The sequence below is a fragment of the Paenibacillus yonginensis genome, assembly GCF_001685395.1.
GTDB lineage: Bacteria > Bacillota > Bacilli > Paenibacillales > Paenibacillaceae > Fontibacillus > Fontibacillus yonginensis.
The window spans coordinates 2845455-2860464 of the sequence record NZ_CP014167.1; the positions used below are offsets into that span (position 1 = coordinate 2845455).

At 49.3% G+C, this 15010-nt stretch carries 14 protein-coding genes; 2 read left to right on the forward strand and 12 right to left on the reverse strand.

What is annotated here, in order from left to right; all coding sequences use genetic code 11:
* Window positions 1-156: 156 nt before the first annotated feature.
* The 5 genes from AWM70_RS12895 to AWM70_RS12910 form a co-directional block, all read right to left on the reverse strand.
* Window positions 157-1113, reverse strand: a complete 957-nt coding sequence (locus tag AWM70_RS12895; protein ID WP_068697004.1) for a 3'-5' exoribonuclease YhaM family protein — start codon at window positions 1111-1113, stop codon at window positions 157-159.
* 21 nt (window positions 1114-1134) lie between these two features.
* A complete protein-coding gene (locus AWM70_RS12900; RefSeq protein WP_237167920.1) occupies window positions 1135-2475 on the reverse strand; it encodes a DUF445 domain-containing protein in 1341 nt (446 codons plus the stop codon).
* 2 nt (window positions 2476-2477) lie between these two features.
* A complete protein-coding gene (locus AWM70_RS12905) occupies window positions 2478-3773 on the reverse strand; it encodes a DUF445 domain-containing protein (protein ID WP_068697006.1) in 1296 nt (431 codons plus the stop codon).
* A gap of 180 nt (window positions 3774-3953) precedes the next feature.
* A complete protein-coding gene (locus AWM70_RS22825; RefSeq protein WP_083180294.1) occupies window positions 3954-4121 on the reverse strand; it encodes an aspartyl-phosphate phosphatase Spo0E family protein in 168 nt (55 codons plus the stop codon).
* A gap of 723 nt (window positions 4122-4844) precedes the next feature.
* Complete coding sequence (locus AWM70_RS12910) at window positions 4845-5138, reverse strand: hypothetical protein (protein ID WP_068697007.1); 294 nt, start codon at window positions 5136-5138, stop codon at window positions 4845-4847.
* A 592-nt stretch (window positions 5139-5730) separates the two neighbouring features.
* Between AWM70_RS12910 and AWM70_RS12915 the strand changes: the two genes are divergently transcribed.
* Window positions 5731-6378, forward strand: a complete 648-nt coding sequence (locus tag AWM70_RS12915; protein ID WP_068697008.1) for a metal-dependent hydrolase — start codon at window positions 5731-5733, stop codon at window positions 6376-6378.
* A gap of 86 nt (window positions 6379-6464) precedes the next feature.
* On the opposite strand, the gene AWM70_RS12920 is transcribed toward AWM70_RS12915, so the two are convergent.
* On the reverse strand, window positions 6465-7364 hold the full coding sequence (locus AWM70_RS12920) for a hypothetical protein (RefSeq protein WP_068697009.1): 900 nt from the start codon (window positions 7362-7364) through the stop codon (window positions 6465-6467).
* A gap of 133 nt (window positions 7365-7497) precedes the next feature.
* Between AWM70_RS12920 and AWM70_RS12925 the strand changes: the two genes are divergently transcribed.
* Window positions 7498-7800 carry a hypothetical protein gene (locus AWM70_RS12925; RefSeq protein ID WP_068697010.1) on the forward strand — a complete coding sequence of 101 codons (303 nt, stop codon included), beginning with the start codon at window positions 7498-7500 and terminating at the stop codon, window positions 7798-7800.
* 42 nt (window positions 7801-7842) lie between these two features.
* Here the strand turns inward: AWM70_RS12925 and AWM70_RS12930 are convergent, their stop codons facing one another.
* From AWM70_RS12930 to AWM70_RS12955, 6 genes are all read right to left on the reverse strand, one after another.
* Complete coding sequence (locus tag AWM70_RS12930; protein WP_068697012.1) at window positions 7843-8322, reverse strand: disulfide oxidoreductase; 480 nt, start codon at window positions 8320-8322, stop codon at window positions 7843-7845.
* 5 nt (window positions 8323-8327) lie between these two features.
* Entirely contained in the window at window positions 8328-8948 is a 621-nt protein-coding gene (locus tag AWM70_RS12935; protein ID WP_099093088.1) for a DsbA family protein, read from the reverse strand.
* A 280-nt stretch (window positions 8949-9228) separates the two neighbouring features.
* On the reverse strand, window positions 9229-11742 hold the full coding sequence (locus AWM70_RS12940; RefSeq protein ID WP_169823443.1) for a WIAG-tail domain: 2514 nt from the start codon (window positions 11740-11742) through the stop codon (window positions 9229-9231).
* Window positions 11743-12012: 270 nt separating this feature from the next.
* Complete coding sequence (locus AWM70_RS12945) at window positions 12013-12666, reverse strand: 50S ribosomal protein L25 (RefSeq protein WP_068697015.1); 654 nt, start codon at window positions 12664-12666, stop codon at window positions 12013-12015.
* A gap of 268 nt (window positions 12667-12934) precedes the next feature.
* On the reverse strand, window positions 12935-14647 hold the full coding sequence (ptsP, locus tag AWM70_RS12950; protein ID WP_068697016.1) for a phosphoenolpyruvate--protein phosphotransferase: 1713 nt from the start codon (window positions 14645-14647) through the stop codon (window positions 12935-12937).
* Complete coding sequence (locus AWM70_RS12955; RefSeq protein WP_068697017.1) at window positions 14644-14916, reverse strand: HPr family phosphocarrier protein; 273 nt, start codon at window positions 14914-14916, stop codon at window positions 14644-14646. Before AWM70_RS12955 ends, ptsP begins: the two co-directional genes overlap by 4 nt.
* Window positions 14917-15010: the final 94 nt, after the last annotated feature.

A 15010-nucleotide genomic window follows, 5' to 3' on the forward strand; every position in this document is an offset into this window, starting at 1 on the left:
CTTTCTTTCACTTTCGATATATTATCAAATCCCTATAAGTTTAGTCAACATTATTTTGCAGCCATCTTTGAACTGATACTTCCCTTTCATCCATAAAAAAGAGGTTGATTCTCCCTGAGGAAAACCAACCTCTTTTGAATTGATCCGCAGAACCCACTAAACCTTGACGCGATAAACCGCCTTATTCTCCAACCCCCGGATGAACGGTGTCCAAGCCTCGGTCTCCGGCGTTGTATCCAGCGCATCCTCCACCATTTGCAGCTTGGCGTCAAGAGCATCAATATGATGCAGCGCCACCGCCTCCGGCGTCTGCGGCTGAACCGGGCTGCCCCATTCGCCCAAATTATGATGCGACAACACCAGATGATGCAGGGCGGTCACCTTCTCGGAGTCGAGATCAATATCGAGTCTGATCGCCGCTTCTGTAATCCAATTGGAGGCAAGTGAAATATGGCCGATCAGCTTGCCTTTGACACTGTAATCAGATACGATCCCGAGTTGGGCGATCATCTCTTCCGGCTTGGCAATATCATGCAGAATGATGCCTGCCCGGATGAAATCGGGATTGAGGAAGGCGCGCTGCTTGCACAGGAAATCCCCAATCTCCAGCATCCGCACCATATGATAAGCCAGACCCGCAAAATAAGCATGATGATAGGTTTTGGCTGCCGGATAATGCATCAGCTTCTCTTCCACTTTCTCTACGCAGAAGGACACGATGGCCCGAATCTCCTCATCCCGGATGCTGGCTGTCTCCTGTTTGATCGCGTGAACAAGGTCCACGGGCCGGATAGGCGCGGAGCGGATAAAATCTGTCAGCGTCACCCCATCGGCGTCGGCCGCCGGACGCATCTGCATAATTTTGATCTGCAGACGTTCTCTGTAGGTCTGAACCAGTCCTCTAACCTTCACAAGTCCCATTGGGAAAAACGTCTCTTTGTCGCTTGGCGAAGCATCCCAAAATTTGGCCGGCAGCTGGCCGCTGGCATCGCAAAGCACGATATCTAAATAATCCTTTGGAGGCGTAGCGTTCGTCTGTTTGACTTCAAGCTCCTTGATCAGATAGAAACCAGTAAATTCGTCCCCGCTGATCAAATCTTTAATTAATGTCATGCTGTTCTTCCCCTCTCCCTGTCAACCCCCGAACCAATCCAGCAGCGGTCTATAAATCCCGTTCAGCAGAACATAAAAAGCCGCTCCAAGCGCTGCGCCCACCAATGCACCGTTCAGCCTGATCCGCTGGAGGTCGGTATCTACCTTGCTTTCAATAAATTCGGTTAATCTCTCCTCCGTAAAATCATTTAAGGTCGTCCGTACGATCTGTCCTACCAAAGCATGCTCTGTGTCGATCATGTTGCGAACAAACTGCTGCACATAACCCTCCAGCCAGTCTTTGAGCTCGCGGTCTTCCTTGAACCACTCCCAGTAGCCCAGTACAAAACGGGTTATAAATTCCTTAATTTGATGTGGGGAAATCCCCCTGTTTCCTGCCGATTCTGTGGCCAAAAGCGGTTGCTCGCCCAGGAGCCGTTCCCGCATATGAGTCAGCAGAGCCGTCAAGGACGGAAGCAAAGAGATTTTATCCAGCAGCTCATTCTTCCAAGTGTTCAAGGTGTCCGAAAGCTCTTCCCGGTTCTCAAGCTCGGAAGCCAACTTGTAAAGCATCTCCGTAGTCAGCTTGCGAAGCTCGTGCTCCGGACTCCGCAAATCAGCCATAAAACGCTGCAAATCATCATACAACACTCCGACTGCTTCATCAAGGTTAAAAGCATTGGAAGATTCGGCGATTTCCAGCAGGCTTTTCTTCAGCCATTTGGAGAAAGTTCCGCCTGTATTCAGCATCTGCTCCTTCTCTTTGCTTAACAATTCCTTGATCTGCTGCTTGACCCCCTCATGGGCAAGACGCTCCGCAGCCAGATCCACAAGCTGGGTGAGCAGGTTCTGGAACTGCGTATGATCCAGCAGCCAGCGCAAACCGCGGCCTGCGTAAGGAGACAGATCGGCTGCCTGCAGGCTGCTTCTGAGCTGCTCATCCAGCTTGACCGCTAATCCCTGTATATTGGCCTGCTTCGCAAAAGCGAGGACCAGGCTCCAAATCTGCTCGGCAAGCAGCTTCTGGCTGCCCCCGCGTTCAACCATCGAAACGGCCAGATTCACAAGATGGTACTGCTGCACCTTTTCCTTAAGCACAGGTTTGCTAAGCAGCTGCTCTTCCACCATGACCACCACGCCGTCCACCAGCTTATCGCGGTTTTTAGGAATGATCGCCGTGTGGGGAAGGAGCTTGAGGCCCAGCGGGTGCCTAAATAACGCAGTAATGGCAAACAGATCAGCCAAAGCGCCGACCAGTCCGGCTTCCGAGACATAAAGCAGCAGGTGCGGCCACCCGTATCCGGGGTACGCATACAGGCAATATAACGATGCTATAAACAGCAGCGCAAGCAGCAGCAGGCTCATATTCGCTCGTCTTCGCATCTTCACCTGGACCAACCTCCCACGACAAACGAAACAAGATAAAGCAAAATGCCGATCAAACCGCCGACAGCCAGACCGTTTAACCGGATATATTGAAGGTCTCTTCCTGCTTTATCCCGAACCATGGCAATCAGTTCCTCTTGCGAATATGTATTTAATTTGTCTGTGACCACCTTGGCAATAAAGCTGTGTTTCTGCTCGATCCATTGCAGAAGGAACTGCCGGATGGCTCGGTCGAACCTCTGCAGCAGCTCCGAATCCGACTCAAACCGGCTGATGGTCTGGTCTATCTTGCGTTCCATCCAGCTGGACAGGACCGGCTCTTGGCTGTGCTCCTGCTTCCCGTCGTCCGGTGAAGCATGCAGCAGGGAATCCAGCATGCCTCTGACGAAAGAATCCAGCCGGACATTGTCCTTCAGAAGGATCAGTAGTCTGGTTTTGCTTTGCTCGACAGCGGCCCGCCAGTCCGGATCATTCCGCAGATTCAAGACATATTGCTCCAGCTTCAGCTTGAGCTTGATCCGTTCAGGATGATCCGGGGCCTGCATATCCCGAAGGAATTCAGCAATTTTATGCTGAATCTTCCCGCTGAGCGTTTCGGGCTCCAGGCCTGCCGCAAGATTCACGAATTGCCGCCGAAATTTGCCTTGCTCATAGGAGGCCAAAGCCGAAGCTGCAAGCTGCTGAAGAATCAGGCGGAAGCGCTCATTTTCCACCACTCTGATCAGTTCGTTAAGCAAGAAATGGATTATAGTTTCATCATAACCGTTGCGAATCGTCCAATCCGCCAAATCTGCGGCAAGATCGGCCAGCTGGAAGACATCCGTTTGGCTGAACAGCAGATCCTGCAGTCCCTTGGCCAGCTCATGCTCATCCGTTCTGGACGCCAGTTCTCCCGCCAATCTTTCCGCAATTTCCGTGACATGCTGCTGACCGCCATGTTCCCGCAAATAATTGATCAGGATGGCCGAAACGTTGTATTCCTGCAGTCTGGCCTGGATATGCTCAGTCGTCAGCAGCTCATGCTGCACCATATGGCCCAATTCATGAATCAGTCTGGAACGATTCCTTTCAATGACCCGGGTGCCCATAAAGGCGGGCCATTTGATACGCAGCGGATTGCCAAACAAAGCCCCCACGGCAAAAGAATCGGCTAAGCCGCCAATTGTCGCCGCATTAAATGCCGAAAATAAAAGTCCTCCGGCAAAATGCTCCTTAAACGGAAAAGAGGCCAGCATGCCAGCCACTGATACTATTAGGGCCGTATTCACGGTTGTTTTTACTTTAGAATTCCTCATGCTGCCGCACCTCTGAGAACAAAATGAATGGACTTCACATCCTAATTAAACTTATTATACATGAAGTATTCATTCATCCCTAATCGGCCGGCTGGTCCTGCTCCCCCTGATTTAATATCCTGTTATATTAAAATATATAATGAAATATAGGAATGTCTTTGTTAGTCGTCTATGTCTCTCTTATTTCACTTGGACAAGAAACAATTGCATGTATTCATTGATCAGCTCGTCCAGATACATGGATTGTTGAATCACCTTGGCATCGCCTAAACCATAAATTTTCTCCATTTGATTCAACTTTAAACGGGCTTTTTCTATTTTATGCTGAATCATCTCGGGTTCGTTCATGATTTCCCACCTCCAATGATATATTTTAGGATGTATTGCCAAAATATAGTGAATTATTGTTTATGCATAACAGTGGTAAATTTTTCAAAAAAAGAGCTCCCCTTTCTGTGGAGTGCCCCTGTTCTCCTTAGTCCGATCCATTTAATCATTCCCGCATCACTTTGCTCCACAGTTTGCCTGAGGCAATCCAGCATGTCCAGTTCTGCGCATCGATATAAAAACAGCCTTAATCTCCGCCAGTTCAAAGCGGCTTCCGGTCCAGCTGTCCCATGGAGGTCGGCCGGCTCCCGTTAATGAGGGCGCTCAGCGTTCCGGCATTGATCTTGACACCGGAAATTTCCCGCGAAATAGGGGATAGACCTTCCTGCTTCTTTCCAATAATATCCCAGTTCTGAGCGTATCTTTGTTGCAGGTTTCAAATCCCCCTTCAATAACTGCGGAATTTAACATCCAAATTTTAGGAAAAACTCCTTATATCAGTGATAATACTTATTAGTAGAATATTCGTCAACTCCTTTCCCCATTATTAGAGCTTCTGCAACAAATATTTCCAAATTTCTTCACTTTGCGTGCGCCAATTATTACGGAATTTTGGCATTACCGTATGAAAAAAGACGGCTCCCGCTGTAAAAAAACGCCGAAAATGGGGGGGGCGTTTCTTCTCTCATTAAAAAAGCCGCCTCTTCCGTAAGGAAGGGCAGCTCTATTCAGACAAGCTGGTGGTTATTCAACACCGTCTTTAAAGTGGGCCGTCCAATGTTTGTCTCCTTTATGAGACAAATCCTCGGCTGTTTTCTCCAAGGTCTGAAGCAAAGCCGCTTTAACCTGGGCAACCGTCTCATTGAATACACGAACTTCAGACCCGTTAATTTTATCGCCATATAAAGCCTGGGCCGCATTAAACTCCCGCTGCTGTTCAACCAAATTATCGATCGACGCCAACGCATGCTCCACAAAATGGGTAACCAATTGATGTTCTTTAGGCAGAAAAGATTTTAAATGCTGTACTTTTGCCATTGTAGTCAATGTCCTCACCTCACCGAGAATATAATTTTTTAAAAAATGTAAAAATTTCAGAAAATTTTCGTTTCTTTCATTTTAATATGTAATTATTTATATTGCAATTGTTAATTTATCGCTTTTATTTTAACTTCTAAGGGATGACTGACTTTTGTTGCCAACGAAAAACACCTCCCAGGTTGTCTCCAAATCTTACGACAGGGTTCCATTTTCTTGCAGGTGTTTTAATTTGCCTCCTGTTAAGGGGCATCAATCCCTTATTAATATAGAACCATTATAAATAACGAAAGACATCAACGGATCACTAACGATAAAAGCAAGTTCCATAATTACAGATTTAATCGAGAAAATAGTTGTTTTATTTTGAGGATCAGCAGTTGAATGGAAATAAACTCACAATCGCCAGGCCGACCCAGTAGATTTATGACTTTTGAGCGGGCTCTTTTAGCATACATTCATGGTTCCGATCCAAATAATTTTTTAAGGTTTGTCCTTTATACCGGCTCTTGTTGCCGCTCAAATATAAGGCTATAATAAAACAGCAAACATACGTTCTTTTATCTTCACTATGTCAGTCAGAGGAGGTTCTATGAAAGGTTCCACACATTTAGCGATCGGCTGCGCGATCGGTGCGGCGGCAGCGGGATATCATGCGTTCCGTCTGCCTGATTCTGTGTTCTACTTAGCTGCTGCAGCCATTTCGTCGCTTACGCCCGATCTTGACGGCCCCAGCATGCTGAGCTCCCGGATCGGCAAAGCCTCCAAAGCTCTTTACCGTGCGATGATAACCCTGGCGGTGCTGCTGTGCCTGCTGGTTGTTTTTTTGTATGCCAGATACCAGATCTTCCATATCGAGCTCACCGTCGCCGCTCTTTGCGCTCTGTTTCCGGCACTCATCGTGAAAGAAGGTTTTCTCCGCAATACTATGGTCAGTCTGATCGGCCTTGCGCTTGTATTTGCCGGTTTATCCTGGGGGATGCTGTGGACGTCCGGTTTCGGCCTTTTTATCCTGATCGCCCCATGGCTCAAACATCGCGGCTTGACGCACACCATTTGGGCGCTTGGGATCTGGTATATGCTCAGCCGTGCAATGGAGCAGCAGCTCAATATTCCCGGACTGGCGATAGCGGCCGGTGCCGGCTACGCTTCGCATCTGATTGCCGACACCTTGACAGCCAGCGGTGTCAAATGGCTGTATCCGCTGACCAGATTTACCTTCAAGCTGCCTTTCCGCTGATCGATCTGGATGAAGAAAAAAACCATCTTGCACCGCCGTTAATCCGGCGGACAAGATGGTTTTATTTCTTCTGATGGTTTTGATTTTTATTTCAAATTGACCAAAGAATTGAGCGATGCATAGGCCAGCGGCTCGAAGCCTTCCGAGGGCTCGCCGATTGGAATTTCCAGGCGGAAGACGTAACCCTGCCCATCAAATTTTTTAACGATATATTGTTTGATTCTGACCGAACCGCTGCCGACCATGAAGGCCTCCGCGTCTCGCATCGATTCCGGAATATCCGCCTTCTCCAGCTCTTTCACCCGGCCGACATCCGACATTTCCTCATCCGCCTCAAACTTTAAATACTCAAGTTTATAATCCGCTGGCAGCTTCGTGATCGTTGCAAAATATTTCGGATAGGCCGTAAGCCACAGCTTGTTGTTCTCCTTGTCGAAGGAGAAACCCTCCGGCACATAAATGCCGTAGTCCTCCGTCTCGAACAACTTGGCCGGACGCTGCTCCTGGTTGCCTTCCAGCGTAACGCTCAGGTTTTTGGTTTCCGGAAGCGCTCCGCTTTCTGCCCCGCCGCTGTCACCAGCTGCTCCGGCTTTACCAATCTCAGTTAAGGTGCGCACCTTAACGTCTGAACCCTCTTCAACCGCTTTCTCCTTGTATTGGAACTGCACCGGATCCCCTGGCTGCAATCCATCCAGCACCGAAGCCTCCAAATCGCCTAATTGGAACACGACCGGCTTGCCGTCCACCGTGATTTCGATGGAGGTTGTATCCGCCTGGCCCTGATATTCACCTGTCCCCTGCAGAAGGCCGTCCGTGCCTTCAGGAGCAGCTGCATTCGAAGCGTTATCCGACTGGGCAACGTTCTCTACACCACTCGGCGAAGGCTGTGTGCCTTCAGCCTCCGATGATTTTTTTCCGCAAGCCGTTAAAGCCACAACCAGCATTAAACTTAAAATGCCCAATATATAATTTCTATAGTTTTTCATTCCAACACCCCCACTTTACTTACGATTTTATAACCTAAAAGTTGCAGGCCTAATCCCATTCTGCCCGTTTGACCGTTTACTTAAAAGCCTTACTTGTTATAATGGAGACATTAAACAGACTAGGATGAGGCATATGGCTTTTGGTATAGACAGGCAGCAGCTTGCTGCATGGAAGAAGCAGGTTTCCGCCGGCGAAATTGCTTACTTAACCCATTATTGGCTGGATGACCGGTTCCCCGGCGCCAGAACCGTAACAAAGGTCGGCTGCGGCGATTTGGCCAAGCTTGAGGCCTGGTGTATCCGGCACGGATTAAATCCGCGTTATATTCATCGCCGCGAGGCGTTCCCGCATTTCGATCTCATAGGCCCGAAACAAAGGTCCATTTTGGCCGAAGAAGGCCTGTGGGATCAGATTCACAAGTTTGGTCTGGAATAAAATAACCGGTTTCTGCTCAAGGGCAGAAGCCGGTTATTTCCATTATACACCGGTATTTAACATGGAATTCCGATCACGGTCCACTTCTTCAGCCGATTCGGCTCTGCCGATCCACAGGAACACGCTGATCAGAATAAAAGCGATTAACGCCAGAAGCGGAATCGTGATAAACCCCAGAAAATTAAGATAATCCTTATTGCAGGGAACACCTATCTGGCAAGGCAGCACCTTCGCCATCGCCGGAATCTTCTGCTCGGCATAATGGTATATGGAAATACAACCGCCGATCACGCTAAGCGGCATAGCATAAGGAATGATTTTCCGGTCGCCCCGGTAGGCGGCGATCCCGAGCAAAATAACCTGAGGATACATAAAGATCCGTTGGAACCAGCACAAACGGCAGGGCTCGTAATGCAATATTTCGCTGAGATACAAGCTGCCAGCCGTTGCCACTATAGCCACAATCCAGGCCATATACAAAGCATATTCCTTAAACAAGGACCGGCTGCGGATTTGCTCCATACCAGTTATTCCCCTTTGCTCGCTGTTTCGATAGCTTGGTGAATATCATTGTAGCTGTAATTCCCATTATAAAGCTTGTCATTGATGAAGAAAGAAGGAGTGCTCTGGACGCCCAGCTTGTCCGCTTTGGCGTTGCTTGCATCCACTTCGCTTTGATAGGTTTTGTTCTCGATATCGGATCTGAGCTTATCATAATCGATCGGCAGCTTCTCCGATTTCGCCAGATTCACGATAAAGTCGGTGGTGGCCCAACCTGTCTTCTCTTCTCCTTGTTCACGGTAAATAGCATCGTTAAACTTCCAGAAGGAGTCCTTGTCCTGATGATAAATGGAGTGGGCCGCAAGCGCCATCCGGTTCGAATCCTCGATGCCCTTGCCGTCAAGAATGATCAGATCCTGAAAATAAATGGCAGCCTTGCCGGTATCGATATCATTTTTAACCAGATCTGGTTTGATATTTAAATTGAAATCACGGCAGGCCGGGCATTGATAGTCCCCATATTCCACAATTTTAACTGGCGCATTCGGGTCGCCGAGCACCGGCATCGAGCTGTAGTCAAAATCGGCCTTAACTGATGATGGATCAGGACGAAAAATAAGAGCCGCTATAAACGCAACCAGCACCACCCCGATAATGGAGAAAAAGAGAATGCGGTTTCTACGCTCTTTAGCAAGGCGCTCCTGCTCCTTTCTTTTCCGCTCGGCGTACGGATTAGGCTGTTTCTTCGGTTTCAGTTACAATCCCTTCTTTCTATGTACTTATAGTAAGCTGCTTTCCTCTATTCTGCCTCATTTCCGGGTCAGGTGCAAATCTTTTCAATCCCCCTCAGAAAACAAAAACAAACATAGGTTCAGCCCCTTTCGGCCCCCTATGTTTGCTTGATTTCTTGGTATCCGCAGCTCCTGCCTATCCGTTCTGCTTTTCCGATGCTCCTACTGCGATCCAGGTGGCAAACCCGCCATCTGCTGCCACTCCGTTTTGTTTAACAGCCTCGAGCACCGCATACTCACATTCCCTGTTCTTCAAAGAAATTTGGATGCAGGAGGAGCTGCTCATCGCTACGAGGATATAATTTTCGTCTGGAAACTCATTTCTGAAAAACACATTAAATTCAACCGTATTTTCCCCTGGTTCGAATCTAAACTCCGTTAGTCCAAACTGCTGTACGGCCGCCCCCTGCAGACTCTCCAAAGGCTGAAACGCCAGATGCTGCAGCCGAACCGCGGACGGGCTCAAATGGCTGGCTCCAATCGCCTGTTCCTTGATCTGACTGCCGCTGATGCCTTCGATTGGCAGCAGTCCTTCCGACAGCAAAGATTCGGAGATATGGGATCGGGATACCGTCCCCTTTTCAAGCTGCTGAGAACCAACGGCCCCAAAGGCGATGTGACCGGCAGTAATGACCTCCTCGCCAAGATGACGAGATGTTATGGCCTGGTCGGCAATTTTGCTGTCCGTGATCGCCGCTTCACCGATTTTATCCGTCGAGACACTTTCGGGAGACAACTTTAAAGAAGTGACCGAATAATCCTGTAAATGGTATGAGGCAATTTTCTGTCTGCCCACATGGTGGCTTTGAACAGCCTCGTTCTGAATGGCTCTGAACGTAATGGACTGATCCTGAAGGGCGGAAGAGCCGACGCTCCCTTTCGCCAGATGAATCGCCGAGATCGTGCCTGCTTCAATATGCTCGGAAGTGACCGCTCCTGAGCGGATTGCTGACGAATCAACTGCACCTTCGGCGAAATGAAACTCCTGGATTGTATAAGGTACCAGATGCTCCCCATTGACGCTATGAACGGCCAACGCCTGGCTTTCTACACTTTCCGGCGCCAGCTTCTCCGCCGTAACAGCCCCATTGGCCAATTTGTCTTCCGTTACGCAGAATGCCTGCAATTGAAGCCTGCCTACGGCTGCATCCGCAAGATGCTTTTGTTGAACCGCACCAGCAGCAATAATTTGAGCTTTGACAGAGCCCTCTTGCAGATGTCTTTCGTTAACTGCGGCTGTTCCAATATGCGGCTCCATCACACTGTCCGGCTGTAAATGCTGAGACGCGACCGACAAATCCGCAAGATGGCCGCTTTGCACGGCCGCTTTGGAAATATGCCGTTTCAGAACGGCTTCATCTCCCAATTTGACTGCCAAAATGCTTTGATCCGCTATTTTAGAGGCTGTCACCGATTGGTCGATCAGCTGCAGCGTGCCCACTGATTGCTCCGTCAGTTTGGTCTGAGGGATACTGCGGTCAGCAATATGGCGGGAGTTGATTTCTCCCGTGCCAATATGGCGTTCGCCAATACCCGATTCTTGAATATGAGCTCCTTCGATGCTGCCTTCTGCAATATGGCGGGAGAGGATCAAGGAGGATTTCAGATGCTGAGTATCCACGGAATTTTCTTCCAGCTGACCGCTCCCCACGCTTCGATTGGCTAGCAGCTCCTTTGTAATGCTTGCAGGCTGCAGATGTTTGCTGGTAATGGATTCGTAAGCCAAATGGCTGCCTTTAATGACGCCTTCACCAATTTTGTCGGCAGTTACGGCCCCGTCCCGGATTTTAGCTGTGGTCACCATCTGGTCGCCTAGCTTAGAAGAATCAATCGAACCATTCATCAAATGAACGGACGTGATAGAGCCGCTGGTTATTTTGCTGCCGTTAATAGACTGGTCTTGAAGCATTTCGGAAGAGATCAGCATATCGCTTAAATGACGGCTTTGAATAATCCCGTCCGCCAGATGATCGGGGCTGATGGATTTCTCCGCCAACTTGTCGGGGGTTATGGAACCATCTTTGATTTTGGAGCCGTCGACGGAACCATTTGCTAGTTTGTCGCCGTGTACCGAACTCTCAACCAGGTGGTCACCGGTCAGAGAAGCTTTGGCTACTTTAGGCGAAGTGACCGCTCCATCCCCAATTTTGATAGAGGTGACGGCAAAATCGGCGATCCAAGCCGTGTCGATCGTGCTCGTTTTTAATCGGCTCGAATCGATTGCATTGGGCGCAATTTTATCACGGGTAATCGTGGCATCGACAAGGTCATCTCCATAGATAAACGGCTCTCCTCCAGCAAATAACTTGCGATCCTTGGCCGTTAATTCGGCCGGCTTGATGTTCCGCTGTTCGAATCCTGGGGTTTGAACCGTTGAAGCCGTTGAGACAATGGCATCGATCGCTTTGCCCTGGTTTATCCCTGTTCCTCCATAATTGCCGCCTGATTCAGTTCCGGCAGCTAGAGTCTCGCCGTTAGCCAGAGACTCCTGAGCCAATGGGGCTGCAGCGCTTTGATGCAAAGAAACCGGCTTTTGCCCTTTGTTGTTTCCTTTCCACTTCTCGACCAAATCCAACTCATTAAAAGAAGCCCGGTAACCCGATTTGACCGTTTTGCCGGCCCGGGGTTTGGAAGCTTTTCCTTTCTTCAAGCTGTTCTCTCCTCTCAGCAACATTCTTCTGCTGGCATCCTATGCAGATCAATGGGCTTTTGTCACAATCGGCCGAGCTGGATCACAAGCAGAATAAAGCCGGAAATCCCCTCTAGCTATTAAAAATAAAAGGCTGCCGTAACAGCAGCCTGTTCAGAAACACAAATGGAGCAGGCGCTTGGGAAGCGCCTGCTCCATTTAATTAGGATCATGTCAAACTCCATTCCGTAAGGGCTGCACACGCCGGAAGCCACGAATGCCGGATTAGGCTTAAGCGCCGGCTTCCTCAGCAGCTTCCTCACTGGCAGCCTCCGGAGCTGCTTCCCCTTCTGCGCCGCCTTCCGTTTCGGCTTCTTCATCCACATCAGCGCCGCGAGGCACCACGATGGAAGCCAGAAGTGTGTCTTCTGGTACGTGAAGCGTGATGCCCTGCGGCATGGATACTTCCGCCAGGGTAAGTTTGTCCCCGACGCCAAGATTCGTTACGTCCACTTCAATCCCTGTGGGCAGATCATCAGGCAACCCTTCCACTTCAAGCTCTGTGATCAGCGTTTGAAGAATACCGCCTTCTTTGGTGCCGGTAGCAGTGCCGTGATAATGAACCGGGATGCTTACCCGGATTGGTTTGTTTCTGGAGACGTGCTGGAAGTCCACGTGAGCCACCTGGCCCTTGGCCTTCTGAATATCTTTAATTAACGCCGGCAGCGTTTCTCCGCCCTCCAGCTTCAATTGGAAAAATTCCGTACGGCCTGTCCGGGCCACTTTAAGCAGTTCCTTCTCATCGACGGAAAGTTGCTGGCTTTCGATTTGGGACCCGTAAATGACACCCGGCACGCGGCCGGACTGCCGAAGCTGACGTAGAGCCGAACGCGTCAGATCGGTTCTTTTTTCTGCCTGCAAAGTAACGTTATGACCAGAACTCATCTTTCATCGACCTCCTGATTGTAAGCGAAATGAGATTCGCACTGAAATAGCTGATTCTGTGTATCCAAGTTATAATTTGCAGCCCTATCCTATTTAATACCCGTTTTGGAACCGATCTAACCGTTTTGCTTTCCTTTTTCAGCATAAATTCCAGAAAATAAAAAACCGGCACCCGAAAGCGCCGGCACGGCAAAAGCCGCAAAAGTGTGTGTGTTGGATAAAAACGTTGTAAAGATTAAACGAAAGAAACCAAATTACGATAAATCAGTTAAGCATCGATGCTCTTCACAAGCTCAACGACTTGAGCCGCTGTTTGCATCGTCAGCGCTTTGGCTGCAAGCTCGGCCATGTCGGCTTTCGACAATTTCGAGATTTGCGAGCGTGCCGGCAGAATGGAAGTAGCACTCATGCTGAACTCATCCAGTCCCAAGCCAAGCAGCAGCGGAATGGCAGTGGCATCGCCGGCCATCTCGCCGCACATGCCTGCCCATTTGCCTTCCTTGTGAGCGGCGTCAATAACCATCTTCACCAGGCGAAGGATCGCCGGGTTATAAGGCTGGTACAGATAAGACACACGTTCGTTCATGCGGTCCGCTGCCATCGTATATTGAATCAGGTCATTAGTCCCGATGCTGAAGAAATCAACTTCTTTCGCGAATTGATCCGCGATAATGGCTGTCGAAGGAATTTCGACCATGATTCCGAGTTGAATCTCGTCGGAAACCTCGATGCCTTCCGCAGCCAATTTGTCTTTCTCTTCCAGCAACAGCGCTTTGGCCTGACGGAATTCGTCCAGCGTTGCGATCATAGGGAACATGATCCGCAGGTTGCCATATACGCTTGCACGAAGCAGCGCGCGAAGCTGGGTGCGGAAGATGTCCGTACGGTCCAGACACAAACGAACGGCGCGGAAGCCGAGGAATGGATTCATTTCCTTCGGCAGATCCAGGTAAGGGAGCTCTTTGTCTCCGCCGATGTCCAGAGTACGGACAACAACCGGCTTGCCTTCCATTTTCTCGAGAACCGTTTTGTAGGCGTTAAATTGAATTTCTTCCGTAGGCAGCTTGTCGCGTCCCATGTACAGGAACTCTGTACGGTAAAGGCCAACCGCTTCTCCGCCGTTATCGATAACGCCGGGGACGTCGTTGGGTGTACCGATGTTAGCTGCAAGCTCTACATGAACGCCATCCGCAGAAACGGTAGCCTGATCGCGAAGTTTTCTCCACTCCTCGATCTGAAGCTGATATTTCTGCTGTTTGCTGCGATAGTCGGCAACAAGCTCTTCGGTAGGATTGATGATGACTTTGCCATCCAAACCGTCCACGATCACAAGATCGCCATTGTTCACTTTATCCAGCACTTCTTTGGTTCCCACTACCGCAGGAATTTCGAGCGAACGAGCCATAATGGCGGAATGGGAAGTACGGCCGCCGATATTGGTTGTAAACCCTTTGACATATTTCCGGTTCAGCTGCGCCGTATCGGAAGGGGTCAGGTCTTCAGCGATGATAACCACTTCCTCGCTGATTTCCGCAGGGTTCACGTAATTCAGTCCAAGCAGATGGATAAGGACACGTTTCGTTACGTCTTTCATATCAGCCGCGCGTTCCTGCAGATAGGCGCTTTTCATATTTTCAAACATCGAGATGAACTGATTGGCAGTTTCATTCAGCGCATATTCGGCATTTACCATTTCATTGCGGATCATGTCTTCAACCGGGCTGATCAGCTCCGGATCGTTCAAGATCAGCAGATGAGCTTCAAAGATTTCGGCTTTCTTGGCACCAAGCTCTTGAAGAGTGCGCTCTTTAATCGCTTCAAGTTCGGCTTTCGACTTGTCGAGAGCCGCATTCAGTTTGGCCACCTCGGCAGCAACGTCGGAAACGCTGCGCTGTTGAACCGTAAAATCCGGATGCTCCAGCTTGAAGGCAGGTGCGATAGCCACACCCGCCGAAGCTGCAATCCCTTCGATTTTGATCATTCTGCTTCGCCAAGCCCTTCGTTGATCATGACATCGGAGAGCGCCTGGATAACTTCAGCTTCACTGCCGCCTGTAGCGGAAAGAGTGATGCTGTCGCCTTTTTCAAGACCAAGGGACAAAACGCCAAGAATGGATTTCAAAGTGACTTTTTTACCTTTAGCTTCTGCAAAAGCTTCAGCGTCTTTGAATTTGTTCGCTGTATTTACCAGTGCAGTTGCCGGGCGTGCGTGGATACCGTCTTCGTCGATAATTCTGAATGTTTTTTCCATTTATAATCCTCTCGCTTTCAATAAGTTAGTTGTATTTCATGTCCATCATGGTAAGACATTTGAAGCGGAATTTCAAATCTCTGATGCCGCAGAA